24 protein-coding genes are annotated in these 24,055 nt (G+C 68.3%); 15 read left to right on the forward strand and 9 right to left on the reverse strand.

Annotated elements, in window-relative coordinates; genetic code table 11:
• Nucleotides 1-777 precede the first annotated feature (777 nt).
• The 7 genes from ACWDS7_RS15625 (at nucleotide 778) to ACWDS7_RS15655 (ending at nucleotide 8,047) form a co-directional block, all read left to right on the forward strand.
• Complete coding sequence (locus tag ACWDS7_RS15625; protein ID WP_451929840.1) at nucleotides 778-1,398, forward strand: hypothetical protein; 621 nt, start codon at nucleotides 778-780, stop codon at nucleotides 1,396-1,398.
• A gap of 303 nt (nucleotides 1,399-1,701) precedes the next feature.
• On the forward strand, nucleotides 1,702-2,046 hold the full coding sequence (locus ACWDS7_RS15630) for a CoA transferase (RefSeq protein ID WP_451929841.1): 345 nt from the start codon (nucleotides 1,702-1,704) through the stop codon (nucleotides 2,044-2,046).
• On the forward strand, nucleotides 2,043-2,693 hold the full coding sequence (locus tag ACWDS7_RS15635) for a nitroreductase family protein (protein WP_451929842.1): 651 nt from the start codon (nucleotides 2,043-2,045) through the stop codon (nucleotides 2,691-2,693). Before ACWDS7_RS15630 ends, ACWDS7_RS15635 begins: the two co-directional genes overlap by 4 nt.
• The gene (locus tag ACWDS7_RS15640) at nucleotides 2,690-3,520 is read left to right on the forward strand and encodes an SDR family oxidoreductase (RefSeq protein ID WP_451929843.1); all 831 of its coding nucleotides are present in this window, start codon (nucleotides 2,690-2,692) and stop codon (nucleotides 3,518-3,520) included. The genes ACWDS7_RS15635 and ACWDS7_RS15640 overlap by 4 nt, the downstream gene beginning before the upstream one ends.
• A gap of 107 nt (nucleotides 3,521-3,627) precedes the next feature.
• Nucleotides 3,628-5,352 carry an N-acyl-D-amino-acid deacylase family protein gene (locus tag ACWDS7_RS15645; RefSeq protein ID WP_451929844.1) on the forward strand — a complete coding sequence of 575 codons (1,725 nt, stop codon included), beginning with the start codon at nucleotides 3,628-3,630 and terminating at the stop codon, nucleotides 5,350-5,352.
• Nucleotides 5,349-6,572, forward strand: a complete 1,224-nt coding sequence (locus ACWDS7_RS15650; RefSeq protein ID WP_451929845.1) for a cytochrome P450 — start codon at nucleotides 5,349-5,351, stop codon at nucleotides 6,570-6,572. The genes ACWDS7_RS15645 and ACWDS7_RS15650 overlap by 4 nt, the downstream gene beginning before the upstream one ends.
• A complete protein-coding gene (locus tag ACWDS7_RS15655; protein ID WP_451929846.1) occupies nucleotides 6,569-8,047 on the forward strand; it encodes an AMP-binding protein in 1,479 nt (492 codons plus the stop codon). Before ACWDS7_RS15650 ends, ACWDS7_RS15655 begins: the two co-directional genes overlap by 4 nt.
• Nucleotides 8,048-8,075: 28 nt before the next feature.
• On the opposite strand, the gene ACWDS7_RS15660 is transcribed toward ACWDS7_RS15655, so the two are convergent.
• The 4 genes from ACWDS7_RS15660 to ACWDS7_RS15675 form a co-directional block, all read right to left on the reverse strand.
• Nucleotides 8,076-8,822, reverse strand: a complete 747-nt coding sequence (locus tag ACWDS7_RS15660; protein WP_451929847.1) for a class I SAM-dependent methyltransferase — start codon at nucleotides 8,820-8,822, stop codon at nucleotides 8,076-8,078.
• Nucleotides 8,823-9,031: 209 nt separating this feature from the next.
• Nucleotides 9,032-10,099 carry an LLM class flavin-dependent oxidoreductase gene (locus ACWDS7_RS15665; protein WP_451929848.1) on the reverse strand — a complete coding sequence of 356 codons (1,068 nt, stop codon included), beginning with the start codon at nucleotides 10,097-10,099 and terminating at the stop codon, nucleotides 9,032-9,034.
• Between the two features lie 211 nt (nucleotides 10,100-10,310).
• Entirely contained in the window at nucleotides 10,311-11,069 is a 759-nt protein-coding gene (locus ACWDS7_RS15670; RefSeq protein WP_451929849.1) for a hypothetical protein, read from the reverse strand.
• A 375-nt stretch (nucleotides 11,070-11,444) separates the two neighbouring features.
• Nucleotides 11,445-12,053, reverse strand: coding sequence for a helix-turn-helix domain-containing protein (locus tag ACWDS7_RS15675; RefSeq protein ID WP_451929850.1), 609 nt, complete (start codon nucleotides 12,051-12,053; stop codon nucleotides 11,445-11,447).
• A gap of 85 nt (nucleotides 12,054-12,138) precedes the next feature.
• Between ACWDS7_RS15675 and ACWDS7_RS15680 the strand changes: the two genes are divergently transcribed.
• Complete coding sequence (locus ACWDS7_RS15680; protein WP_451929851.1) at nucleotides 12,139-12,984, forward strand: MBL fold metallo-hydrolase; 846 nt, start codon at nucleotides 12,139-12,141, stop codon at nucleotides 12,982-12,984.
• A 224-nt stretch (nucleotides 12,985-13,208) separates the two neighbouring features.
• Here the strand turns inward: ACWDS7_RS15680 and ACWDS7_RS15685 are convergent, their stop codons facing one another.
• Entirely contained in the window at nucleotides 13,209-14,159 is a 951-nt protein-coding gene (locus tag ACWDS7_RS15685; protein WP_451929852.1) for a quinone oxidoreductase family protein, read from the reverse strand.
• Between the two features lie 153 nt (nucleotides 14,160-14,312).
• Here ACWDS7_RS15685 and ACWDS7_RS15690 point away from each other — a divergent pair, with 153 nt between their 5' ends.
• On the forward strand, nucleotides 14,313-14,996 hold the full coding sequence (locus ACWDS7_RS15690) for a TetR/AcrR family transcriptional regulator (protein ID WP_451929853.1): 684 nt from the start codon (nucleotides 14,313-14,315) through the stop codon (nucleotides 14,994-14,996).
• A gap of 283 nt (nucleotides 14,997-15,279) precedes the next feature.
• Here the strand turns inward: ACWDS7_RS15690 and ACWDS7_RS15695 are convergent, their stop codons facing one another.
• Entirely contained in the window at nucleotides 15,280-15,813 is a 534-nt protein-coding gene (locus tag ACWDS7_RS15695; RefSeq protein WP_451929854.1) for an ArsR/SmtB family transcription factor, read from the reverse strand.
• A 104-nt stretch (nucleotides 15,814-15,917) separates the two neighbouring features.
• On the opposite strand from ACWDS7_RS15695, the gene ACWDS7_RS15700 reads away from it, so the two are divergent.
• From ACWDS7_RS15700 to ACWDS7_RS15710, 3 genes are all read left to right on the forward strand, one after another.
• The gene (locus ACWDS7_RS15700; RefSeq protein ID WP_451929855.1) at nucleotides 15,918-16,865 is read left to right on the forward strand and encodes a DUF2218 domain-containing protein; all 948 of its coding nucleotides are present in this window, start codon (nucleotides 15,918-15,920) and stop codon (nucleotides 16,863-16,865) included.
• A gap of 105 nt (nucleotides 16,866-16,970) precedes the next feature.
• On the forward strand, nucleotides 16,971-17,807 hold the full coding sequence (locus ACWDS7_RS15705) for an NAD(P)H-binding protein (protein WP_451929856.1): 837 nt from the start codon (nucleotides 16,971-16,973) through the stop codon (nucleotides 17,805-17,807).
• An 18-nt stretch (nucleotides 17,808-17,825) separates the two neighbouring features.
• A complete protein-coding gene (locus ACWDS7_RS15710; RefSeq protein ID WP_451929857.1) occupies nucleotides 17,826-19,082 on the forward strand; it encodes an SGNH/GDSL hydrolase family protein in 1,257 nt (418 codons plus the stop codon).
• Between the two features lie 31 nt (nucleotides 19,083-19,113).
• Here the strand turns inward: ACWDS7_RS15710 and ACWDS7_RS15715 are convergent, their stop codons facing one another.
• Entirely contained in the window at nucleotides 19,114-19,251 is a 138-nt protein-coding gene (locus tag ACWDS7_RS15715) for a hypothetical protein (protein WP_451929858.1), read from the reverse strand.
• 162 nt (nucleotides 19,252-19,413) lie between these two features.
• Between ACWDS7_RS15715 and ACWDS7_RS15720 the strand changes: the two genes are divergently transcribed.
• Nucleotides 19,414-20,163, forward strand: coding sequence for a hypothetical protein (locus ACWDS7_RS15720; protein ID WP_451929859.1), 750 nt, complete (start codon nucleotides 19,414-19,416; stop codon nucleotides 20,161-20,163).
• 491 nt (nucleotides 20,164-20,654) lie between these two features.
• Here ACWDS7_RS15720 and ACWDS7_RS15725 read toward each other — a convergent pair whose 3' ends face one another.
• Entirely contained in the window at nucleotides 20,655-21,617 is a 963-nt protein-coding gene (locus tag ACWDS7_RS15725) for a helix-turn-helix transcriptional regulator (RefSeq protein ID WP_451929860.1), read from the reverse strand.
• A 124-nt stretch (nucleotides 21,618-21,741) separates the two neighbouring features.
• Here ACWDS7_RS15725 and ACWDS7_RS15730 point away from each other — a divergent pair, with 124 nt between their 5' ends.
• The gene (locus tag ACWDS7_RS15730) at nucleotides 21,742-23,124 is read left to right on the forward strand and encodes an MFS transporter (RefSeq protein ID WP_451929861.1); all 1,383 of its coding nucleotides are present in this window, start codon (nucleotides 21,742-21,744) and stop codon (nucleotides 23,122-23,124) included.
• On the opposite strand, the gene ACWDS7_RS15735 is transcribed toward ACWDS7_RS15730, so the two are convergent.
• Nucleotides 23,095-23,382 (reverse strand): hypothetical protein, encoded by a 288-nt coding sequence (locus ACWDS7_RS15735; protein WP_451929862.1) that lies wholly within the window; start codon nucleotides 23,380-23,382, stop codon nucleotides 23,095-23,097. The genes ACWDS7_RS15730 and ACWDS7_RS15735 overlap by 30 nt on opposite strands.
• Nucleotides 23,383-23,428: 46 nt before the next feature.
• On the opposite strand from ACWDS7_RS15735, the gene ACWDS7_RS15740 reads away from it, so the two are divergent.
• A complete protein-coding gene (locus tag ACWDS7_RS15740) occupies nucleotides 23,429-23,851 on the forward strand; it encodes a transposase (protein WP_451929863.1) in 423 nt (140 codons plus the stop codon).
• The last annotated feature ends 204 nt before the right edge of the window (nucleotides 23,852-24,055 follow it).

Here is a 24,055-nt window from a genome sequence, read left to right on the forward strand (position 1 = left end):
GGGATACGGCTCCGACGATGCCAGAAGTATGCCCGAAATGCCCGAATCTCGGGGAAGCCCACCAAACCGTGTTTTGGGCTCTTACGCCGACAATGCAAGCGCTTTGGGCATCCGTGCAGGTTACTTCGAAAGTGACACCCCTGATCCTCCACCTCATGTACGTGGTAACTGTCTGTTATCACGTACATGAGCGATCATGACAGCGGGCCGAGCAGGCGATCCTCCCGCTCGGCCACGACCGGCCCCTCACCGAGATCGGCGCCGCTCTCGCCTCGGCTACGACCGGGCCCGCGTCCTGCTCGACAAGTACGCCGGGCTCGATCTGCACCAGCTCCGGCACAGCGCCGCCGTCCACCTCAGCGACGCCGAGGTGCCCCTCCAGCTCATCATGGGCAAGATCCGCCGCAAGAACCCGCGCACCGCCATGCGCATGTCCAACCCGGTGCCGAAGCCATCGCGGCCGTCACCCCCGGCCGCGTCCCGGGCGGGCCGGAGCGTAGCCGTCGCTTGCCGCCCCTCAAGGGGTGCCGGTGGTGATCGCGGAAAATCCAACGGATATGCCCCTGACCTGCCCTGGTCTGAGGGCATCGCAGGAATGGTGTGCCGGTTGGCGGGTGCGGTGGGCCGGGCCGAGGATGCCGCTGACCTTGCCCGGGGGCTCCACGTCGACGCTGGTCAGCGATACCCGTTGGATTTTCCGCGATTACCACCAGGACCCCCGCCAGACCCTACGAAATTCGAGTGCGCCAGGAGGGCAGTCGGTGTTGCATGAATCAGATGATCGACGAACCGCTGGAACGACTCCGCACCGCCGCACGACGCACCCGTGAACTGGCCCTGAACCGGGCGGCCACCGGCCTGGGCCACGAGGACGCCGACGACGACGCCGGCACGATCAACACCGACGATGCCCTCGGATTCGACCCGTTCCCTCTACTCGAGGCCTTCCACCACAACGGCATCCGGGTCGTAGTGATCGGGCAGGTCGCCGGCATCATGCATGGATCAACCGAACTGACCGGCGATCTAGACCTGCTCTGGGACGGCGCCCCGGCCCACGCCCCAGCCCTGGCGGCTGCCTTCACCTTCGTCAACGCCCAACTCGCCGATGAAACGGGCAACCCCATGGCAATTCACCCGGATTCCTTTCTCCGCCCCAAAGTGCAGTTCACCTCACCTGGAGCCAGCGGCGACTGCTGCACCCCGACGCTCCCCTGGGGAAACCTTCACGTCCGGGGGTTCCTCGACCGCGCGATCACCGCAGTCGACCCCGGCGGCCTGGAAGTTCACTACGTCTCCCGAAAAGACCTGATCCAGATGCGCCGCGCCATGGGCCGCCCCAAGGACCTCCGTCGAGCAGACGAACTGGACTCATCCGCCTCGGACCGCCGAGGTTGACGGCCCACCTCCGGGATCCGTCACCCGTGCGCTCCGCCGAGCATGCCTGCCGGTGCGCGCGGATGGCGCCGGGCCACGTCAAGGAGCGGACCGCTCAGGTCAGATGGGCAGCTGTCTCATCACCCATGCCGCCAGGCCCCAGGCCGGATTCCCGTACGGCAGGGGGCTGGGCGGCGCCGTCGGCTTTGGCCACCCCCCGCAGCAAGAGCACTTCTTTGACCGTGATCGGCCTGTCACGGGACAGTCCTATCACCAAGCGATTGCTTGTGATAGCTGTACGGACTTAGAGTCAAGGAGATGTCCATGCCTGAAGGTCCTCTGGGCTGGGTGCTGGAGCTGGCTGGGCTCGCCCCGGGCCCGTCCGCCGGGATGATGTTCGTCGACCACGGCGCCGAGGTGCTGCGCGTCGACCGCGTCAAGGCGGTCTCCGGCAAGCCGCGCGCCGATGTGATGGACCGCGGCAAGCACACGATCAGGCTGGACTTGAAGTCCCCCGACGGGGTGGCCGCCTTCAAGGAGCTGACAGAGCAGGCCGACGTGGTCGTCGAGGTCAACATCCTGGGGCCTGCACGAGAAGAAGGCGCGGAAGCCGCGCGAGGCGGGGGTACTGGCCTGATGGAGCGAATGAGGAGTGGTGAGCGACCATGAGCATGGACGTCTTCGAGGCTCTTTACACCACGCGCGCGATGCGCCGGGTCAAGCCGGACCCGATCCCGCTCGAGGTGCAGCGCGCCGTCCTGGACGCCGCGGTGCGCGCCCCCAGCGGGGGCAACCAGCAGAACTGGCGCTTCATGCTGGTCGACTCCCCCGAGGTCAAGGCCGAGCTCGGCCCGCTCTACCGGGACGGGCTGCGCCAGCTGTTCGACAGCTACTACAGGCCGCTGCTGGAGCAGGCCGACGACCAGGCCCGCCGCGTCTTCGCCTCGGCGCAGCACCTGGCCGACAACTTCGAGAACTACCCGCTGATGCTGTTCGCCTTCGTGCAGCACGACCCGAGCGGCGGCGGCTCGATCTTCCCCGCCGTCTGGAACGCCCAGCTCGCCGCTCGCGCGCATGCCGTCGGCACCGCCCTCACCAGCATTCTCGGCATCTTCTACCACGAGCAGACGCTGAGCGTGCTGGGCGTGCCCGACGACGAGGGCTGGCAGCTGGCGTGCACGGTGACGTTCGGCTACCCGACTGGCCGCTGGGGCGTCGCGCCCCGCCGCCCGGTGCATCTGGTGAGCTACCGCAACCGGTGGGGCGGCCCGGTCGGTTTCACCGTTGACGAACCGTTGTGGAGGGAACGGCCATGAACCTCGACGGCCAGGGAGTGCTCGTCACCGGCGGCGGCAGCGGCATCGGGCTGGGCGTCGCCAAGCGCCTTGCCGCCTCAGGCGCCGCCGTGACCATCTGCGGCCGCACCGAGGACCGGCTGGCCGCCGCCTGCGCGGAGATCGGCAAGGCGAGCTACGTGGTGGCCGACGTGGCCGACGAGGAGCAGATGGCGGCGGCCGTGCGGCGGGCGTGGGAGCACGCGGGCGGCCGTCTGGACGGGGTGGTCGCCTCGGCGGGCGGCTCCGGCTGGCTGGGCCCGATCACCCGGCTGCCGATCGAGGAGTGGCAGAAGGTCATCGCGACGAACCTGACCGGCACCATGCTGGCGCTCAAGCACTCCGCCGCGCTGATGGCCGCGGCGGGCGGCGGCTCGTTCGTGGCGATCTCCTCGATCGCCGCCTCCAACACCCACCGCTGGTTCGGCCCGTACGGCGTGGCCAAGGCGGGCATCGACCACCTGTGCATGCTGGCCGCCGACGAGCTCGGCCCCAGTGGCGTCCGGGTGAACGCGATCCGTCCCGGCCTGATCCGCACCGAGATGGTGTCGATCATCACCGACGCGGAGAACCCGATCCTGGCCGACTACCAGGCCTGCACCCCGCTGCCCAGGGTGGGCGAGGTGGCGGACGTGGCCGCGCTGGCGGCCTTCCTCCTGTCGCCCGAGGCCTCGTGGATCACCGGCCAGGTCATCAACGTGGACGGCGGCCACTCGCTGCGCCGCGGCCCCGACTTCTCCTCCTGGCTCGAACCCGCCTACGGCCGCGACGGCCTGAGAGGGGTGACACCCGCCCAGAGCCCATCCTGATATGTCCGGCGCTGGCGCCGGACATATCAGGAAATTTCTTTATGACCGCCAAATCGTCGGCGCGAGCGATGCGGCGGCTCCGTGACACTCCCCCACCGGAGCTGACCATGCACGATCTTGTCATTCGCGCCGCCACCGTCGTCGACGGCACCGGCGCCCCGCCGTACACCGCCGACGTCGCCGTCACCGGCGGCCGCATCACCGAGGTCGCCCGCCAGAACGGCGCGGACCGGCCGGGGCGCGCCCGGCGCACCGTCGAGGCGGACGGGCTGCTGCTCACGCCCGGCTTCGTCGACCTGCACACCCACTACGACGGCCAGGCCACCTGGGACCCGCTGCTCGGTCCCTCGTGCTGGCACGGCGTTACCACCGTGGTCATGGGCAACTGCGGGGTCGGCTTCGCCCCGGCCAGGCCGGACCGGCGCGAGTGGCTGATCGGCCTCATGGAGGGTGTCGAGGACATTCCCGGCACCGCTCTGTCCGAGGGGATCTCCTGGGAGTGGGAAAGCTTCCCCGAGTTCCTCGACGCGCTGGAGCGGCACTCGCACGCGCTCGACATCGGCACCCAGGTGCCGCACGGGGCGCTGCGCGCGTACGTGATGGGCGCGCGCGGCGCGCGCAACGAACCTGCCTCACCCGACGACATCGCCAGGATGAAGCATCTGGTCAAGGAGGGCATCGAGGCCGGGGCGCTGGGGTTCTCGACGAGCCGGACGCTGGCGCACAAGGCGATCGACGGCGAGCCTGTGCCAGGCACGTTCGCGGCCGAGGACGAACTGTTCGGCATCGGCGAGGCACTGCGCGAGCTCGGCAGGGGCGTCTACGAGATCGCACCGGCCGGAGCTGCGGGCGAGGACGTCAACGCGCCGATGAAGGAGGTCGCCTGGATGAGCAGGCTGGCCGAGGCGATCGACCGGCCGGTGACCTTCGCGCTGCTGCAGATCGACTCGGTGCCCGACCTGTGGAGTGAGCTGCTGAGCGAGTCGGCCAAGGTGGCGCGGCTGCACCCGCAGGTGGCCTGCCGGCCGTTCGGGATGCTGATCGGTCTGGAGGCGCTGCACGCCTTCGCCGATCACCCCTCATATCAGGAAATTTCCACCTTGCCGCGCCACGAGCGTGTCCACCGCATGCGCGACCCCCAGGTCAAGCACCGTATCCTCCACGAGATCCCGAAAGACGAGGACATGCTCGCGGCCCTCTGCCGCGGCTTCACCGACCGCCTCTATCCGCTGAATCCCGAAAACCCGGACTACGAGCCGCACCCCAGCACCTCCGTCAAGGCCCAGGCCGAGCGCCAGGGCCGCGCACCGCTCGAGCTGCTGTACGACCTCATGCTGGAGGACGACGGTCAGGCGATCTTCCTGCTGCCGATACTCAACTACGCCAACGGCAACCTGGATCCCCAGCGCGAGATGTTGCTGCACCCGCAGGCCGTACTCGGGCTCGGCGACGGCGGCGCGCACTGCGGCTTCATCTGCGACGCCTCCATGCCCACCACGATGCTCTCCCATTGGGCGCGCGACCGCTCGCGCGGTGCGCGGCTGCCGCTGGAGCACGTCGTCAAGCTGATGTCGCGCGACACCGCCCGGCTGTACGGCCTGCACGACCGCGGCACGATCTCCCCCGGTATGAAGGCCGACCTCAACCTCATCGACTTCGAGCGGGTCGGCAACCACCGCCCGCGAATGGTGCACGACCTGCCCGCGGGCGGACGCAGGCTCATCCAGCGGGCCGACGGCTACGTCGCCACCTTCGTCGGCGGCACCCAGACCTTCTCCCACGGCGAGCACACCGGGGCACTGCCCGGCCGGCTGGTCAGGGGCCGAGCATGAGCGAACTGTTCAGGACCACGGAAGCGGCGATCGCGGACAGGAAAGCCACGGCCGCCGGCCACCGGACCGGCATCGACCTGCTCGACGGCGACATGTACGCGGACGACCCCTGGTCGCTGTACGCCTGGCTGCGCGAGCACTCCCCCGTCCACTACGACGAGGCGAACGACCTGTGGGGCATCTCCCGCCATGCCGACGTCTCCGCCATCGAGCGCGATCCCAAGCTCTGGACCAGCACCGGCGGTTACCGTCCGCAGCTGCCGTCCGACCCCTCCATGATCGGCATGGACGATCCGCAGCACGCGGAGCGCCGCCGCCTCGTCTACCGCCGCTTCACCCCGCGCTACGTGCACGAACGCTACGCCGAGCGGATCAGGGCGGTGGTGGTCGAGCAGATCGGCCAGGCACTGGAGGAGGGCACGGTGGACGCGGTGCCCGCGCTGGCCGCGCCGCTGCCCGCCCAGATGATCGGCTGGCTGCTCGGCTTCCCCGACGCCGACTGGCCCAAGCTCAAGCATTGGTCGGAGACGACGATCGCGGCGGGGGGCGGCCTGCGCTACGTCACTCACGAGGCCGCAGTCGCCGCCGGGGAGTTCGGCCTGGCCGTGCTCGACCTGGCCGCCGAGCGCCGCAAGTGCCCGCACGACGACCTCATATCGCTGTGGTCGGTACGGCCCGACTACGACGACGAGCGCCTGGCCAACGAGGCGCTGCTGCTGCTCGACGGCGGCGCGGAGACCACCCGCACGGTGATCGCCACCGCCATCGACGTGCTGATCAGGCACCCGGACCAGTGGCGGCTGCTACGCGAGGACCCGTCGCTGGTGGAGAGCGCGGTCGAGGAGTTCATCCGCTGGAGCACCCCGATCCTCAACATGTGCCGCGCCGCCACCCGCGACACCGAGCTGCATGGTCACATCATCAGGAAGGGCCAGCAGGTCCTGCTCATGTACGGCTCGGCCAACCGCGACCCGGCGGTCTTCGCCGATCCCGACGTGTTCGACGTGACCAGGAAGCCGGGCGGCCACATCGCCTTCGGCCTGGGCACGCACTTCTGCCTCGGCGCGGCGCTGGCCAGGCTGGAGCTGAAGATCTTCTTCGAGGAATGGGTGGCCAGGGTCGGCTCGGCCGCGTGGGCCGACGCGGAGGGGCCGCGGCTGATGCGCAACTCGTTCGTGCGCGGTGTCACGTCCTTCCCGATCGTCCTGGAGGCGCGATGATCAACCTCGCGGACGTCTTCGAACGCGCCGCGGATGCGGTGCCCGACCGGCTCGCGCTGGTCGCGGGCGAGGTCCGGCTGACCTACCGCGAGCTGGACGAGCGTGCCAACCGGGTGGCGCACTGGCTCCAGGTCCAAGGGGTACGGCCGGGCGAGCACGTGGGCATCCTGTCCTGGAACCGCGCGGAATGGCTGGAGAGCATGATCGGCTGCTTCAAGGCCAGGGTGGCGCCGGTCAACGTCAACTACCGTTACGTCGAGCGGGAGCTGGCCCATCTGCTCGGCGACGCCGACTGCGTGGCGCTGCTGGGCGAGGCCGACCTGCTGGCCAGGGCGCCTTTCGACGGTCCCGTGCTGGCCTTCGGCGAGCCGTACGAGCGGGCGCTGGCGGGCGTGCCGGGCGGCAGGGACTTCGGGCCGCGGTCGGGAGAGGACCCGTACATCCTCTACACCGGCGGCACGACCGGGCTGCCCAAGGGCGTGTTGTGGCGTTCGGAGGACATCTACCTCGCGGCGATGAGCGTCTACTCGGGGCCCATCGCGGATGTTTCGGAGCTGCGCTTCGGGGCCGAGGGGCTGCTCTTCCAGGTGCACGCGCCGCTGATGCACGGCAACGGGCAGTGGAGTACCTGGATCTGCCTGTCGGCGGGCGGCACGGTGGTCCTGTGGACGGGGCGGCACTTCGATCCGGCCGCGGTGCTGGAGTTGGCCGAGCGCGAGCGGTCGCAGGTGCTGTCGTTCGTGGGGGACGGCATGGCCAGGCCGGTCGCCGACGAGCTGGGGCGCCGGCCGTACAAGCTGGAGGTCTTCTCGGTGGGGTCGGGCGGGGCGCCGCTGTCGGCGACGACGCGCGAGAGGATCCGCGCGGCGCTGCCCGACGTGATGATCGTCGACAGCTACGGCGGGTCGGAGACGGGCGCGATCGGGGCCGCCGCCGAGGAGGAGCGGCCCAGGTTCGCGCTAGGCCCCGGCTTCGCCGTGCTTGGCCCCGATCACCTGCCGGTACGGCCGGGCGAGCAGGGCGTGCTGGCCAGGTCAGGAAACATCCCGCTCTGCTATTACAAGGATCCGGTGAAGACGGCGAGCACCTTCGTCACCGGGCCGGACGGGACCCGCTGGGCGCTCCAGGGCGACCAGGCGATCCTGCACGAGGACGGCACCGCGCTCATGCTCGGCCGGGGCTCGATGGTGATCAACACCGGCGGGGAGAAGGTGTTCCCCGAGGAGGTGGAGATCGCCCTGCGCAGCCACCCGAAGGTGTACGACGCGCTGGTGGTCGGCACGCCCGACCCACGGTTCGGCCAGCGGGTGACAGCAGTGGTCGCAGGTGAGGTGACGCTGGAGGAGCTGGCCGAGCACTGCTGCGGGCGGCTCGCGGGTTACAAGATCCCGCGAGCGCTGCGGATCGTGCCCGAGATCAAGCGGACGCCCGTGGGCAAGCTCGACTACGCGTGGGCGCGGACATTGTTCGCGTAGTCCTTCTGCATATCGTGACGAGGCGCCGTTAGCCGGCTTCCAGAACGAAGAACAGGAAGCACAGGAACCTCGTGCCGGTGATCTCGCGGAGCTCCTCGGGGAACAGTTCGCGGGCTTCCGGCACAAACGGTGGTTCGCTGATGACACTGATGCGAAAGCCCGCCGCGGTGAAGGCTTCGGTCATCGCGTGCAGCGGCCGGTCCCAGAACCTCATCTGAACGGTCTGCCCACCTCTGGTCCATTCGTCGGTCCGGCTGCAGGTCTCGAAGTACTTGAACTTTTCTCCAGCCATGTGCTGCATGAGCGTAATGCCGAAGGGGTGATGGACCGAGACGAGGAGTCGGCCACCAGGCCTGAGCACGCGTCGCAGCTCGGCCAGTGTCGGTCCCCAGTCTTCCAGGTAGTGCAGCACCAGGGACGCGATGACGTCGTCGAACGCCTCGTCAGGGAAGGGCAATGGGTTGGCCAGGTCAGCGACCTGCAGATCCGCGTCGGCGCCCAGCCGCTGCCGGGCCTGCTCCAGCATCCCGGCGCTCGCGTCGACGCCGGTGACGGTGACGCCTCGATCGCGCAGCGCGGAGAACAGGGGGCCTGAGCCGCAGCCGGCGTCGAGGATGCGCCTTCCGGTTACGTTCCCGGCAAGCTCCAGCATCGCGGGACGCTCGTAGTACGCATTTGTGAGGCTGGTCTCGTTCTCGGTCGTGTACCCCTCGGCCATCCTGTCGTAGTCGTTGAATCGGGGCGAAGATGCGGTCTCAACGTACTTCTCGGGCATAGCAGACATCAGGCCATTGTGGCCCATCAGGCACAGGAGACCCAGGCGTACGGCCTGGTTGCCGTGATTGAGCGTTTCGATTGGCGGAAATCGCCACCTTGTCTGGTAACGGCCTGCTCGCGCTGTGCTGAAATGCGAGCAGGGGGATTCCTCCAGGTGCTGTGATTCTTGTTGTCGGTGAACCGCGTGCGCACGGCTGGCGGGTCCGCTCAGGTGAGGAGTTTCGCGAGCTGGGCCATCTCGGTCGGTGGGTCGATCACCGGCTGGATGAGCAGTTCGTCGACGCCGGCCTGTTCCAGGGTGGTGATGCGGGCGCGGAGGTCGTTGCGGGTGCCGACCAAGGCCAGGGTGTCCATCAGTGAGGGCAGGATCAGGTCCCGGTCCTCCGGTGCGATGCGTTCGAGGTAGTCGGGGTAGAGCTTGGTGTGCCGGTCGGGTGCGGTGGCGGTGGTGCCGCGCCGGTCGAGGAGTCGCCGCACCGCCTCGCGTTCCTCGGGGCCGAGTTGCTCGGCGAAAGCGCGTGCGTCGGCGGCGGTGTCGGCGGCGAAGGCCAGCAGCGACAGGACGATGTGGCCAGTTGCGTCCCGGGCAGCGTCACCGCGGGGGTCCTCGTCCTCGTCGAGTATGTGCAGCGCGGTGACCACGTAGGAGTCCATGCGGGAGTCGGGGTCGCGTGGCGTGTCGTGGGCGGCGTGGCGGCGGGCGTCATGAAGTGCTTGCCAGGCGGTGGGGTCCAGCAGGCCGAAGGAGATCAGGCCGGTGCCGCGGCGGCCGGCGACGGCGGCGGCCTTCGGTCCTGGCAGCGCGGCCACGACGAACTCGATCGGGTCGGCCGTGTTCGCGTGCGCCCCGGTGTGCAGGAATCGGACGTTGCGGACCCGGTCACCTTCGCGGTACTCGATGGTGCGTCCGGCGCACAGGTTCTGCAGTGCGCTGGTGAAGTTCTCCATCGTGGCTGCTGTGGTCGGCCGCATGCCCAGTGTGCGCCGGGCGGTGTTTCCGGTGCCGATCCCGCAGATGATCCGGCCTGGTGCCAGGGCGTTGAGGCTGGCGAACGCGCTCGCGGCGGCCGGGGCCGAGCGCAGCGCCGGTGAGGTCACGCCGATGCCGAGCCTGATGCGGCTGGTGGCCTTCGCACACAGTCCCAGGGCGACGAAGGGGTCGCCGTGGACCATCGGGGTGTCGTAGAGCCAGAAACTGTGCAGGCCCAACTCCTCGGCCTGTACAGCGAGGTCCTCCACACCGGGGTGTGCGGTGACCACGACGCCTGCACGCATCAAAACCTCCAAGGCGCGAAGAATCGAACGTACTCAGCCTGACACCGGACGGTGGATCGAGCATGTCGAGGTCGATTGGACAGTCGGCGCCGAGCGGTTGCGGGTGTCGTTCAGCGACATCGAAGGCGGAAGCAGAAACCCCAGCCGGGCACAGCCAGGCTGGGGTTTCTTCATCGTACGGCTGAGCCTTCCGCAGGCGACCGGTCACCCGTCAGCTGGTGAAACGTCCCTCACGGGTGTACTTGCAAGCCCCACTGAGGCAGTTAGGGCTGGACCCCCAACTGTCGTTATAGGTGACCTTGCGGTGGCGCTTGATCTTGCCCTTGATCTCTTCCGCCTGAAGCCCAGGGCCGACCTTCTCGTCCGCATGCTTCCACCAACTGGTGCCGTTCCAGTAGTAAAGCCGGTGCTGGGCCCACAGGGAACTCGGCGAGTCCGCCGGCAGGCAGTTGAAGATGAAGCTCTCCGCGCGACGCTCCTTGAAACCGCCGAAGTCGTGGGTGGTGTACGACTTGGGAGCCAGGCCGGCCTGGGCTTTGTCGTGCCAGCGGTTCCAGCTCCAGTGTTCGTCGGTGCACGAGGCGGAGAGCACGGCGCTGGCCGGAGCGGTCAGGCCGCGTACGGTGACCGGCTCGCTGGTGATCCGCCGCCGCTGCAGCTCGGCGGGGAGGTCGGTGCCGTGGTCATCGACGAGGCGCTGGGGCACCGGCACGTCGGGCGGGGTGATCTCCAGGTAGGTCTGCAGATAGCTGTTGCTCCGATCCCAGTCGATGAGCGGCGCGCGGCCGATGATCCCGAGCTGGGACATCCCCACTTCGTTGGAGGGCTGGCTGTCGGAGAAGCTCACGGTGAGACCGGTCGTGTATTCGATGTGCGCCAGGGGGATCTCCCGGTCGCTCTCCTCTGGTTCGGCCGCGGCCGGGGAGGAGGCGAGCACCATCGTGGCGGCGACAGCTGCGATTACCTTCATGTCACTCCTTGCGGTTGAAGTTTCCCGCGCAGAACGTTAGGCACCGACACTTTCAGTTGCCTTAAACATGAGCTCAGCGCATGCTTCCAGCGCGCCGGCGCCGGATCGGATTGTCTGTCGGGTCTGTCACTACTGACGTCTTCTCTGCTTGGCGGCCTCGCGCTCGAGGCGCGTCAGGCCGCCCGGGTAAGCACAGAACTCCTATGGCTGCGGCGAGGGGCAGAGTAGGCGGTGATCCCGCGTTCTACCTGTGTTCGCTTCGAGGTTGTCGTCATATTCCGACGAGACTTCTCGATAAGCGCTGAGCCGCAGGTCAGCTGAGTGCTGGGGGCGATGCTCCAGCCGGCTTTGTCCAGGACCGCAAGCTGCGGCCGATCAGGTTCTGCGCGAGATGACCATGATGTATTCGCAGGGAGCGTTCGTTCGGTTGGCGAAGCCGTGGTCCGCGTCGGCCTGGAAGAACAGGGAGTCGCCTGTGTTCAGGGTCTCGTTGATCCCGCCGATCGCGACGGTGAGCGTGCCTTCGAGCACCACGAGTTGTTTCTCCGTACCCGGCGGATACGCGGGCAGCAGCCCGGTAGAGACCTGCGCGGGGAGGTAGTGGACGACCATCTCGGCTCCTCCCGCGCCCGGGGCCGCTGACACCATGTGCCGCTCGAAGCCGGTTTCCGGGTCACGGAAAACGGGGCGATGGTTCTTACGCATGACAACGGCCACACCGGACGCGGCAGCAGCCGGCGCACCGATCAGGTCCGAGAGCGACGCGTCGAGCGCGTGGGCGATCCTGGACGCGACACCGATCGTCGGGCTCTTCTCACCGCGTTCGACCTTGGACAGCATCGCCCGGCTGACCGACGACTGTGTGGACAGCTGCTCCAGCGTCAGGCCCGCCTCCTCGCGGCGTCGCCGCACGTTACCGCCGAACGCGCCGGCCAGGTCGTCACCGTGCTGTAGTTCGGCCGCGTTTCCGTCTTGCTCGACCACTGTGCTCCTCGATCGATGAGTACCTCGCTGCTCACAGTGTAGGGTTTCTTCTATAGAAGATAGAGTCTTCTATGGGAGACGCGCGATGCGCGCCCAACACGACGGAGGTTCCATGCGTTTGATCTCGAGTGGCCGGCACCATGCCACGTTCGAATTCGGCGAGCTGCAGGTGATCTCGTTGCGAGACGGGTACATCGACATGCCGCCGACACGGCTCCGCGACGAGGACGGGCGCACGCTCGATGAGCTGCCGGCCGCCGTCCCGCTGGCCGGCGACAACCTGCGGCTGTCGGTCAACGCCTTCTTCGTCACCGACGGCACGCGGTCGGTTCTCATCGACACCGGCGCGTCCAACGCCTGGCACGACCCCACCATGGGATTGATCTACGACGCGCTCGACGAAGCGGGGGTCGACCGCGCGCATGTCACCGATGTGGCCATCACCCACAAACACGAAGACCACGTGAGCGGCCTGATCGCGCCGGACGGTTCAGAGGCGTTCACCAAACTCGAGCGCGTGTGGATCGGCGCGGGCGACACCTCGGTGTTCACCGGGCGGCTCGAGCCGATCCGCGACCGGGTCGTACCCGTGTCGGAGAAGGTCGCGATCAACGACTGGACCACCGCGATCCCGACACCGGGCCACACACCCGGTCACACCGTCTACGAGGTCAGGAGCAGCACCGGCCACCTTCTCGCCTGGGGCGACACCGTTCACGTTCCCACGCTCCAATTCGATCAGCCGAACGTGTCCTGGGAGCTCGACGGCGACCAGTCCCAGGCCCGCGCCGCGCGGGCGGCGCTCCTCGAACAGCTGGCCCGACCACACCACTTCGTAGCCGGCGCCCACCTCGACTCACCCGGCATCGCCCGCGTGACCGCCTCCGGCGACGGTTATGCGCTGGAGTACCTCGCACCACCGATCGGCTGATCGAGCCTGTCGGCTCCGGGCCGCGCCCGCGATGGCGGCCAAGGAGGGCAAGCTCGTCCAGCCCGGCTGGTCGCCCACGGACTCGACCACCTGGACGGCCGCCGCCACACCAGCCTCATGCGCCGGCCGAACGGGTCGTTCCGGGCGGGGCGCTCGCCGCTGTTTCCGACCAGGCGAACCACCCATCAGGCAGTACAACCGGGTGATCTGCTCGTCCCGCCGAATCAGACGGTCAGAACGATCTTGCCGAAGGTGGCGCGGGACTCCAGCAGAGTGTGCGCGGCCGCGGCTCCGTCCAGCGGGAAGGTGCCGTGCACCACCGGCTTCAGGCGGCCTTCCCGCAAGTCGGCGAAGACGAGTGCGAAGGTATCGGCGGCGGTCTTCGACGGTGCGCTGGTGAGACTGAGGGTCGAGATGGTCCAGGACTGCTGGAAGTTCGCGAACAGTGCCATGCCGAAGTCGGGGGTGGGGGCGCCTGCGGCGATACCGCTGATCACGTACCTGCCGTTCGGGCGGAGCAGGGGGATGAAGTCGGCCACGTCGGAACCGGCGACGATGTCGATGACGGCGTGATAGCGGCCGTCCGGGCCCGGGTCGACCGCGTCCAGGCCCTCGACCTCCGTGGCCCCCAGGTCGTACAGCCGCTGCGCGACGGACCGGTCGGGAACGGAGGCGATCACCGTCGCACCCCGAGCGGCCGCGAGCTGGGTGGTGAGCACGCCGATCCCGCCACCGGCGCCTCGGACGAGCACCCGCTCGCCCGCCTTGAGGTCGGCCCTTTCCAGGCTTGCCGCGGCGACCAGGGAATTCACCCCGAGCGCTACCGCGTCATGGGACGAGACGTCCTCCGGTAGTTCTACGAGAGATTCGACGGGCACCACGGCGCGGTCGCTGTAGCCGCCGCCGTGTCCGGTCGGCGCGAAGACCCGGCGTCCCACCCACCCGGCGTCGCCCTCCGAGCCGACCTCGACCACCGTGCCCGCCACCTCCAGACCGGGTACGAAGCCGGTGCCGACGTCGGGCTTGGCGCCCTGCCGTATCAGAACGTCGAAAAGGCCGACCCCGGCCGCTGCCACCGCCAATACGGCATGGCCCGGCTCGGCGGTCGGGTCCGGCCGGTCGACCAGCTTGAGGTTCTCCGGACCACCGAAGTCGGTGATCTCTACTGCACGCATGAGGTCTCCTTGGGGCGTCTGCCGCGCACGAAAGGGGAAGTGACTGCCGAACAACGAGGCTCAGACGTCCTCGGTGACCTCGACGCCGCGGCACCAGAGCAGGCTAATCCCACTAAGCGGATGACCCCTTCCATTTGTGGTTAAGTGAGAGACGTGCCTGTTCAGCCGTCTCGGAACCCGTCCTCGTCCGCCTCCGAGACCCCCGTCCGGGGGCAGCGAGCCGACGCCCGACACAACCGCGCCCGGCTCCTCCGGGCCGCCCGCGAGGCGTACGCCCTCAACGGCGCCGACGTACCCTCCAGCACCATCGCCCGCAGGGCCGGCGTTGGCGCCGCCACCCTCTATCGGCACTTCCCGACCCGGGGCTCGCTGATCGCCGCGGCGTTCTCCGAGCAGTTCTCCGAGTGCGTCGCAGCCTTGGACGAGGCCCTACGGGACGACGATCCCGGGCGCGGTCTCTGCTCCGTCCTCACCAAGGTGTGCAGGATGCAGGCCGAAGACCGCGGGTTCAGCGCCGCGTTCCTCGAGGAGTCTCCCGACGATCCCGACCTCCATCGCGAGCGCGCCCGTGCCGAGGCAGGACTCGCCCAGCTGGTACGACGTGCGAAGAACACAGGGCAGTTGCGCAAGGACTTCGATCCCAGCGACGTCACCCTCCTGCTCCTGGCGAACAGCGGCGTCGTGCGGCAGTCCCCGGAGGCGTCCCTGGCCGCCTCTCGCTGCCTGCTCGCCTACTTCCTCCAGTCCTGCCGGGCCACGGACGGCGCGCCGTCCCTGCCCCAGCCCGCACCACTCCGCCTCGACGACCTTTACGGGCCGCCACACCGAACCGACTGACCGGCGACTTCCGCCGGGGGGCACGCCCCCACGCCAGACGCTTGCCCGTCTGTGCGCCAGCCAACCAAGATCAATATCGTCGGGATTTCGGTTCCGATGCGACATCGACTGCTCGGCCCGCTGAGCACGGACCCGATCGCGGCAGCTGGAAACATCTCCGTCAGAGGTCATCAGCCACTTTGGGGCTGGGGACATCTTCGGGAGCGGAGGGCCTGCACGGAGGTCGCCACGACTGGGTGGCCTGACCTCGACGAGGAAGGCTCGCTGGGGCGGGTTGGCTGCACTATCTCATGTGATCTTCCGGAGGCAGGCGGGGGATGTCGGCTCGATAGAGGCTGAGGAGCAGTCCGTAGGCCTCGGTTCCGTGCTCTGCGGTCCCGTGCGGCTCGTAGCCGTGGTCGAACGTTTCGAGTCGTTCGGCCAGCGCGCGGGCCTCTTCGGGGGTGAGCCAGAGGTGGTGCAGCACGGTGTGGCCGGGGTCGCCGGGACGGACGGGGGACATCTCCGCCAGGGCCGCGTCGTGGAGGAACCTGGCCCCGGTTTCCTCATCGAGCTGGAATCCCTTGTTGATCAGCTCGAAGCGCTGTTCGGTGCCGCCACGGACCTGCCGGGTGCTCGCGAGGCGGACGAGCCCGGCCTCGCGCAGGATGCGCACGTGGTAGCCGACCGTTCCCTTGGTGGAATCGAGTGCCGAGGTCAGCTCGCTCAAGGTGGCGGGGCGCTGGCGTAGCAGGTTCACCATGCGGTGGCGCAACGGGTGGCCGAGTGCTTTGTACTGCGCGGATGAGCGCAGGGCGAGGAGCTGCTCATCTGTCATGACGTAAGTGTCCAGGAACTTCGACGCTTTTGACAAATCGCTCACGCCGTTGGCAGACTGCCCGGCACCGAAAGTGTCGAATAATCTAGATACTTGGACTCCGCATGCCTCTGTCAACGGCACATGTCGCAACCGATCGCCCCGAGCGCTACGCCAAACAGTTGATCTCACACATGGGCCACAGGGCCGACGTGGAGCACACCGGCGCCGGCAGAGGAACGATCACCTTCCCCTCCGGCGCCTGCTCGCTGGCCTCCTCCCAGCGGGAACTGGTCCTGATCGCCACCGCCGCGGACCTCGACTCGCTGATCGGCGTGCAGGACGTCATCACCCGGCATCTGCTGCGCTTCGCCACCCAGGAGGAGATCCGCGTCGACTGGACCGACCCGGGCTCCGGCGATGCTCTCGAGATCGTCGCTCCGGCCGTCGATGACTACCTGCGGGCACACTGCACACCGCCCGGCGAGTTGCTGACCGAGCTGGCCGAAACGACGCGAGAGGCGACAGGTCGCGCCGCCGGAATGCAGGTCACGGCCGACGAGGGGGCGCTGCTGGAGATGCTGGTCCGACTCTCGGGTGCACGCCGGGCCATCGAGATCGGCGTGTTCACCGGGTGCTCCTCGCTGTGCATCGCTCGCGCGCTGCCCGCCGACGGCTACCTGCTCGCCTGCGACGTGAGCAGCGAATGGACCTCCATCGCCAGGCCGTACTGGCGACGCGCGGGCGTCGATGACCGCATCGACCTCAGGATCGGCCCGGCCCTCGACACACTCCGGGCACTGCCCGAAGAACCAGCCTTCGACTTCGCCTTCATCGACGCGGACAAGGGCAACTATCCCCGCTACTACGAGGAGATCGTGCCGCGGCTCGCGCCCGGCGGTCTTCTCGTTCTTGACAATGTGTTCTTGGGCGGCAGGGTGCTCGACCCGACCTTCCAGGGCGACGATCATCAGGCGATGCGGCGCGTGAACAAGGCTCTCAGCCGTGACGAGCGCCTGGATGTGGTCATGCTGCCCGTCCGCGACGGTGTCACTCTGGCCAGAAAACGCTGATCAGGCCATGGAGCTGCCGAGTCCGGAATGAAGCCCCAATTATGGAACAAATCATTCCGTTCTGTTAAAGTTTGCCTGTTGGTCGCCCCTTGAAGAGGAGTCCTCATGTACCTGGTTACCGGTGCCACCGCCCACTTCGGCCGCCAGGCCGTCGAAGCGTTGCACGCAGCGGGCCATCCCGTCCGGGCGTTGACCCGCAACCCCGAGCAGGCAGGTCTACCGCAGGGTGTCGAGCTGGCCCAGGCCGACCTGACCAAGCCGGAAACCCTCCCCGGCGCCCTCCAGGACGTGACCGCGATCCTGCTGGTCCTGCAGTACGGCATGGACCCGGCGCCGCTCCTGGCCGCCGCCGGGCAGGCCGGTGTCGCCCGGATCGTCTTCCTGTCCTCGGGCGCGGTGGTGGACGGCATCGACCCCCAGTCGGATGTGATCGCCCAGTACCACAGTGACGTGGAGCAGGCCGTCCGCAATTCCGGCCTGGAATGGACGCTTCTGCGGTTGCTGTTCCCGGCGATCAACTCGTTGACGTTCGCGATGCAGCTGGCCGGCGGTGACGTGATCCGCGCGCCGTACATCAACGCCGCCTTCAGCGCCGTCCACGAGCTGGACGTCGCGGACGTGGCGGTCTCGACCCTGACCGGCGACGGCCACGCCGGACAGACCTACAGCCTGACCGGACCCGAGTCGCTCACCCAGGCCGACCAGGTCCGCATCCTCGGCCAGGCGCTCGGACGCCCGCTCACCACCGAGGACCTCGACCCGGAGCCGGTGCTGGAGCAGATGAGCGCCTTCATGGATCCCGCCTTCCTGGGCGCGCTGTTCGGCCTCATGGCGACCACCGTCGGCAAGCCGGCCGACGTCAACGACACCGTGGAACGGATCACCGGCCACCCCGCGCGCTCCTACGCGCAGTGGGCCGCCGACCACGCCGCCGACTTCTGATCAAAGGATCCCCCTCACATGCGTTTCACCAAGACCCTCGCCGCGCTGGCCACCGCAGCCGCGCTCATCACCCCCGCCGTACCAGCCCAGGCCAGCACGGTGGGCCCCCGCTGGACGGGCGCCTGGTCGGCCGCCGTGCAGCAGCCCTCGCCCGGCGGGCTGCCGGGCTCGTCCAACTGGTCACAGGCGGGATTCAAGCGGCAGTCGGTACGCCAGGTGATCCGGGTCACCGGCGCCGGCGTCGTCATCCGTATCAAGATCTCCAACCTGTACGGCACAGCGCCCCTCACGGTGAGCGGAGCGACGGTGGCCAAGGCCGCCGCCGGGGCCGCCATCCGTCCGGCGACCCTGCGCCCGGCGACCTTCTCGCTGCGGCCGTACACGGTGATCCCGGCGGGTCAGGAACTGGTCAGCGACCCCATCCCGCTACCCGTCCAGGCGCTGGACCGGCTGGCCGTCACCCTCTACTTCCAGGGGGCGACCGGACCGGCCACCTTCCACGACATCTCCTCGGCCACCAGTTACCGGGCATCCGGCGACCATCGGTCCGACCCGCGCGGCACCGCCTTCACCGACAGCTCGCACTCGTGGTACTTCCTGAGCGGGGTGGACGTGCTGAGCCCCGCCGCCCAAGGAGCGGTGGTGACCTTCGGCGACTCGGTCACCGACGGCACCGGCTCCACCCTCGACGCCGACAACCGCTATCCCGACCAGCTCGCCGAGCGGCTGGTCGCAGCCGGCAGGCCGCTGACCGTGCTGAACAGCGGTATCTCCGGCAACCAGGTTCTCGCCCACCACCCGCTGTTCGGCGAAAGCGGCCTGGCCCGCTTCCAGCGGGACGTGCTCGACAGGCCGGGAGTGCGCACGGTGATCGTGATGGAAGGCATCAACGACATCACCTACCCCGGCCCGGTGGTCACCGCCGAGCAGGTCATCGCGGGACACCGCGAGCTGATCCGGCTCGCCCACGCCCGCGGGATCCGAGTCGTGGGCGGCACGATCATGCCGTTCAAGGGCAACCCCTGGCTCTACCCGGACGGCACCCCGGAACCGTTCGCCCAGGAGCAGGTCAGGGACCAGGTGAACATCTGGATCAGGTCCAGCGGCGAGTACGACGCGGTGGCCGACTTCGAACAAGCCCTGCGCTCGCCGACCGACCCGGACCGGTTGCGGCCGGAGTTCAACGTCCGCGACGGGCAAGAGGGCGACTGGCTCCACCCCAACGACGCCGGCCTGAACGCCATGGCGGAGGTCATCGACCTGAGCCGCCTGTAGGGACCGCGCCCTTGGTGACGTCGGCGGTTGATCACGGGTGGAAGCCCAGGTGCTTGCGAATCTGGCCGAGGTGGTGGACGGCGTCGCAGGGCAGCGGCCTGCCGGCACCGTTGATGCCGGCCCGGAACAGCGGCCCGGCGGTGTAGCCGGAGCGGGCCAGGTACAGCATTTTCAACGGATATGCAGGTCAGAGCGTCGTTAAGGGTCTAGGGACGCAATCTGGAAGGGGGCCGGTGACCTGCGTTGACGTTGCTTCCTCCGCTGTTACCACCGGAACCCCCAAAGCAGAGACGCGACTGACAACTGCTGTTGGCTCCGAGACCATCAGGCAGTGACCACAGAACCGCATCGGCTGTCCCTCCGCGTCGTCGTGCCACCACTCGGAACCAGGGCCGGCGTGGAATGCCGACCGATCGTCGACGGACGAGACATCCTGACCGACGTCTTCGATGAGGGCCCAGCAGAGGACCCTCGCTATCTGTTGGGCCCGAACGCGCCGCTGAGAAATGCGACCAACGTCCCTCGTGAGGTTCGGCTCGCTGAGGCTGGGTGCACCGAAAGATGCTGCGGTGCTGTCTACGTGACAGTCAGGCGCGAAGGGCAGTACGTGATCTGGAGCGGCTGGCGCAACCCGGATGCCGAGGAGTTCGATCTTCCAGAGTTCCGGTTCGACGTCGATCAGTACGCGGCGGAGGTCCACCGGGCCACGACGGATCACAGCTGGGAGTGGCCGGCCCGAACGGTCGCCAGACTGCTGGAGGAACGGCTCCGGGAGCACACCGACTGGCTGACGACGTGGGACTGCGAGCTGTACGCCGTCTCCGCCTGGCCCTGGGAACCTGAGCAGATCACCATCTTCCTGTTCCATCCCGGCTGGTCCGCGATCGGGGAAAACCGCCCTTGGCTTCAGTTCAGGATGACCATTCCGATCTCCGGAGACGACCCGGCCGACCAAGTCGAACGCCTTGAGGCGCGTCTCACGGCCGAAGATCCCCGCGAGGTCGCTGAGGTCTGCGGAGGTTCGAAGGAGTCCGCCGGCCAGCTCGGCTACCCCCGGCCTGGGCCCCGACGACGCGCGTGAAGAAGGGGTGCCATCGGAATAGGCCCACCGCTCGGGTCCATGCGATGAGCCCCGAAGTAACTCTCAGTAATCGACTAGGGGGCCTTGAGTCCGGGGCGACCTTGCCGCCCCGGGTGCGGCAGGCACTGCCGGCCGGCGCGGCGCACATCGGGCAGTCGAAGACTTCGGCGGCGGTGGCCGGATCGGCGAGCTCGGCCATGTCGCAGAACCTGTCGCAGGCCTGGTTCGGCGAAGGCGGTTTTGCGAGAGGTTTTGAGAGTGACGCCCGGGAACGGACCGGACACTGTGTGAACCGTGGTCGCGTCTCGCGGAATTACTCATTTATGAGAAGTCGCACAGATCACAGTCAGGGCCAGGACGTGCAGGCCGTGACGGTGGTGTTTGCCGGAGCAGTTGGGACGGTTGGCTCTGCCGGTGCGTCTCTGGGTGGGGATGAGGGTGCCGTCAACCAGGACGACCTCCCCGCCCCGAGCGACGATCTTCTTCAGGTGTCACATCCGCGTGGTCGCGACAGTGAGGTCTGCCATCTGGGTCAGACGTAGGGAGGTGGACTCATCGGCCGGCGTCATCACGGTCATCCGGTGTCCCGTCTCCGAAACACTGGTGGAGACGAAGTTCAGCTGAAGCTGCCCGACAAGAGGGCTGTCGAGGCGCTTTGTCTCGTACTGCTGGGGCAGTACGTCGTGACGGGCCCACAGTCGGGCGAACTCCTCTGATCGTTCCCGGAGGTCGTCAACGACTCCGGCAGCGGCAGGGGCGCCGAGGTGGGTGCCGACTTCGGCGCGCATTCTTGCGACCATCCGGGCGGCAACCAGCTCACCGTCGATGTAGCGGCTGCGCCAGTCGGGGTCGGTGAAGAACTGCACCGCGCAGTTGCGTTCACCAGGTGGGATGAGGTCAAGGTCGGTGAACAGGAACCGGTAGGCACGGTTGTATGCCACCACATCGAACAGCGGCGTTTGCAGGCACGCAGGGAACGGGTCGAGCTTGTCCAGGACAGGTTGAAACGCCGCGGTGAGTCCTGGGGCACATTCGGTGGGCCCGGCTTTCGGCGTACTTGATCCGGCGAGCTGGTGCAGGTGCCGTCTCTCGATGTCATCCAGATGCAGGGCTCGGGCGATCGCCTGCAGGACATGAATGCTGACGTTGATGGGACGGCCCTGTTCGAGCCAGGTGTACCAGGTGACGCCGACCCCCGCGAGGACGGCGACCTCTTCGCGCCGTAGTCCGGGTGTCCGCCGTCGCCCTGTGGACGGGAGACCTACCTGCTGCGGGGTCACTCGTTCGCGCCGGCTGCGGAGGAAGTCACCGAGCTCGCGCCGGACCGCGGCGGGCCTGGTCTCTGTCATGTCTTCATCCTCCCGCACGGGGAACCCGGTAGCCAGGTAGCGGCTAATACCCCCATAAATAGGCTCCTGGTGCCAGGATAACCAGCCCTTCAGGATCGACGGCATGGCCACATCTTCTGCACCGCACGACAACCTCTCCTCCCGCACAGGCGAACCTGACAGGGAGAGCGGCCGTGCCGCGCCGCCGCCTGCACCGGGTCCATCGGAGCCTCCGACTCCAGGACTGGGGATGGGCCGGCTCCTGACGACACTGTCGGCGTTGTTGTTGTCGGTGGCCAGTTTCGCGGCGGCGGGTATCGCCGTGCCCGACATCGGTGCTTCCCTGGGGGCCACGGCTGCCGAGCAGTCGTTGGTGGTGTCGGTGTACGCGTTGGGGTTCGCCGTTCCGATGGTCCTCGGGGGCAGGCTCGGGGATCTGTACGGGCGACGCCGACTCTTCCTGCTCGGCATGGCCGGTTTCATCCTGTTCTCCCTGGTCGCGACCCTGGCCCCGAGCATCACCGTGTTGATCGCCGCGCGGGCTCTCACCGGGATCTCTGCGGCGGCCATGGTTCCCCAGGTGCTGGCGACGATCACGGCGTCCACCCAGGGGCCCGAACGTGCCCGTGCTGTCGCGCTGTTCGGTGCGACCGCCGGCGGGGCCACGGCGATCGGTCAGGTCCTCGGCGGCCTGTTGCTGTCCGTCCCCCTGCTCGGTGCCCCCTGGCGCATGGTCTTCGCGATGAGCGTGCTCATGGGCGTGGTCGCGTTCGGCGCTGCGCTGCGCTGGCTGCCCGATACCAGTGCGCCCGGCCACCGGTCGCTCGACCTGATCGGGACGACACTGCTCGGGCTCGCCCTGCTGGCACTCATGATCCCGATCTCCCAGGGCGGCGCACTGGGCTGGCCGGTCTGGTGCTGGGTGCTGCTGGGGGCAACGCCGGTGCTCTTCGCAGCGTTCTGGCGGTGGCAGTTGCGGCTGCACCGTAGTGACCGCGTTCCGCTCGTTCCGCCGCCCCTGTTTCGACTCAGCTCCTACCGGATCGGGCTGATGATGGCGTTGATGCTCCAGTCCGCGTTCGGTGCGTTCACGTTCCTCTACGCGATCTCCACGCAGACGGGGCTCGGATGGCCTCCCATGCACGCGGCCCTCGTGCTGTTGCCGTTCTCCTTGTGCTTCCTTACCGTGTCGATCTGGTCGGGGAAGCTCGCGCCCCGTTCCGGGTTCCGCAGGCTCCTCACCATCGGCGGACTCATCCAAGCCGCACTCCTGAGCATCACAGCCGTCTCCGTGTTCCTCCAGGGTGCCGACCTGAACTCGTGGACGTTCGCCGCCCTCCTCGTCGGAGTCGGTGTCGGTCAGGCCTTCATGTTCGGGCCGCTCGTCGGAGCGATGATCGCCGAGGTCCCTCCAGCATCCGCGGGAGCAGCATCCGGCGTGCTTCAAACCACACAGCAAGCCGCGATGGGCCTCGGCGTCGCCGTCGCCGGAGGTCTACTCGGTGCGGCCCTGGCCGGTTCCACAGCCCCGACAGGTCAGGCATACATGAGCGCGCTGGCGATCTGCATGCTCGTCCAGGCGGCATTCGCCATCACGTTCGCCCTATGCGCGCTCGCCCTGCCCCGGCGCTGACACGAAGAATCCCGCGCGGCGTCCAGTGTCGTGATCGTGGCATTGCACGCCGCGCTGAAAGCCGGCATCGACAACCTTCTGGCCAACAACAATTGGTTGCCGCCGGCAGCGACGGGCTACGCGGCGATGCTGAGTCCGCGTCGCTTCTGCTTCCTGTCGAGGGTGGGCGAGGCCGGCAGCGGCGTGATGCTGAGGTGTCCGGCCAGCCAGCCGGTCGGCGGCGGCGCGCACGTCGTCGATGCCGTCGGCCTGCACCACGGTGGCGAGGGTTGCCGGCGTGCGACAGACCGGGGGAGCTTGTGGGATGCCCGGCCTGTACGCCGGCCTCGTGATCACCGCCGGGCAGCGCGGGGACTCCCCGCAGTTCGAGGTCGCCCTGGGCCGCAACAGGGTGCCCCGCCTGGGACCGGGTAGGCCGCGCACCCGGCCGGATCGCGTGCGCGCCGACAAGGCGTACGCCTCCCGGAAGAACCGCGCTTACCTGCGCCGGCGCGGGATCCTCTGCACCATCCCGGACAAGGCCGACCAAGTCCGCAACCGCAGGAAACGTGGTTCGCACGGTGGCCGGCCGCCGAAGTTCGCCCCGCAGGACCACAAGGATCGGCACGCGGTCGAATACTGCATCAACCGTCACAAAAGGCACCGAGCCGTGGCCACCCGGTACGACAAGCTCGCGGTCCGCCACGAGGCGACCGTCCTCATTGCGGCCATCAACGAGTGGTTGTGACCAGCCATTCGATACACGCCTAAGAGCTCCCAACAGAATGATCTCTGTTGTGATTTGATCTCTCGCTGTAGCGATGGCGAGGGGGCAGCAGGTGGCGCGGCTGAAGCCGTGGGAGATCAGTGATGAGTTGTGGGCGGTCATCGAGCCGCTTGCCGCCGAGCAGGAGCGCCGGGTACGGCCTCCGGGCCGCAAGCGGCTCGATGA

Source organism: Streptosporangium sp. NPDC003464, assembly GCF_053588315.1.

Coding starts and splice junctions, on each gene's coding strand:
- ACWDS7_RS15625 (WP_451929840.1), top strand. CDS start 778: ATGATCGACGAACCGCTGGAACGACTCCGCACCGCCGCACGACGCACC.
- ACWDS7_RS15630 (WP_451929841.1), top strand. CDS start 1,702: ATGCCTGAAGGTCCTCTGGGCTGGGTGCTGGAGCTGGCTGGGCTCGCC.
- ACWDS7_RS15635 (WP_451929842.1), top strand. CDS start 2,043: ATGAGCATGGACGTCTTCGAGGCTCTTTACACCACGCGCGCGATGCGC.
- ACWDS7_RS15640 (WP_451929843.1), top strand. CDS start 2,690: ATGAACCTCGACGGCCAGGGAGTGCTCGTCACCGGCGGCGGCAGCGGC.
- ACWDS7_RS15645 (WP_451929844.1), top strand. CDS start 3,628: ATGCACGATCTTGTCATTCGCGCCGCCACCGTCGTCGACGGCACCGGC.
- ACWDS7_RS15650 (WP_451929845.1), top strand. CDS start 5,349: ATGAGCGAACTGTTCAGGACCACGGAAGCGGCGATCGCGGACAGGAAA.
- ACWDS7_RS15655 (WP_451929846.1), top strand. CDS start 6,569: ATGATCAACCTCGCGGACGTCTTCGAACGCGCCGCGGATGCGGTGCCC.
- ACWDS7_RS15660 (WP_451929847.1), bottom strand. CDS start 8,822: ATGCCCGAGAAGTACGTTGAGACCGCATCTTCGCCCCGATTCAACGAC.
- ACWDS7_RS15665 (WP_451929848.1), bottom strand. CDS start 10,099: ATGCGTGCAGGCGTCGTGGTCACCGCACACCCCGGTGTGGAGGACCTC.
- ACWDS7_RS15670 (WP_451929849.1), bottom strand. CDS start 11,069: ATGAAGGTAATCGCAGCTGTCGCCGCCACGATGGTGCTCGCCTCCTCC.
- ACWDS7_RS15680 (WP_451929851.1), top strand. CDS start 12,139: ATGCGCGCCCAACACGACGGAGGTTCCATGCGTTTGATCTCGAGTGGC.
- ACWDS7_RS15685 (WP_451929852.1), bottom strand. CDS start 14,159: ATGCGTGCAGTAGAGATCACCGACTTCGGTGGTCCGGAGAACCTCAAG.
- ACWDS7_RS15695 (WP_451929854.1), bottom strand. CDS start 15,813: ATGACAGATGAGCAGCTCCTCGCCCTGCGCTCATCCGCGCAGTACAAA.
- ACWDS7_RS15700 (WP_451929855.1), top strand. CDS start 15,918: ATGCCTCTGTCAACGGCACATGTCGCAACCGATCGCCCCGAGCGCTAC.
- ACWDS7_RS15705 (WP_451929856.1), top strand. CDS start 16,971: ATGTACCTGGTTACCGGTGCCACCGCCCACTTCGGCCGCCAGGCCGTC.
- ACWDS7_RS15710 (WP_451929857.1), top strand. CDS start 17,826: ATGCGTTTCACCAAGACCCTCGCCGCGCTGGCCACCGCAGCCGCGCTC.
- ACWDS7_RS15715 (WP_451929858.1), bottom strand. CDS start 19,251: ATGCTGTACCTGGCCCGCTCCGGCTACACCGCCGGGCCGCTGTTCCGG.
- ACWDS7_RS15725 (WP_451929860.1), bottom strand. CDS start 21,617: ATGCCGTCGATCCTGAAGGGCTGGTTATCCTGGCACCAGGAGCCTATT.
- ACWDS7_RS15730 (WP_451929861.1), top strand. CDS start 21,742: ATGGGCCGGCTCCTGACGACACTGTCGGCGTTGTTGTTGTCGGTGGCC.
- ACWDS7_RS15740 (WP_451929863.1), top strand. CDS start 23,429: ATGCCCGGCCTGTACGCCGGCCTCGTGATCACCGCCGGGCAGCGCGGG.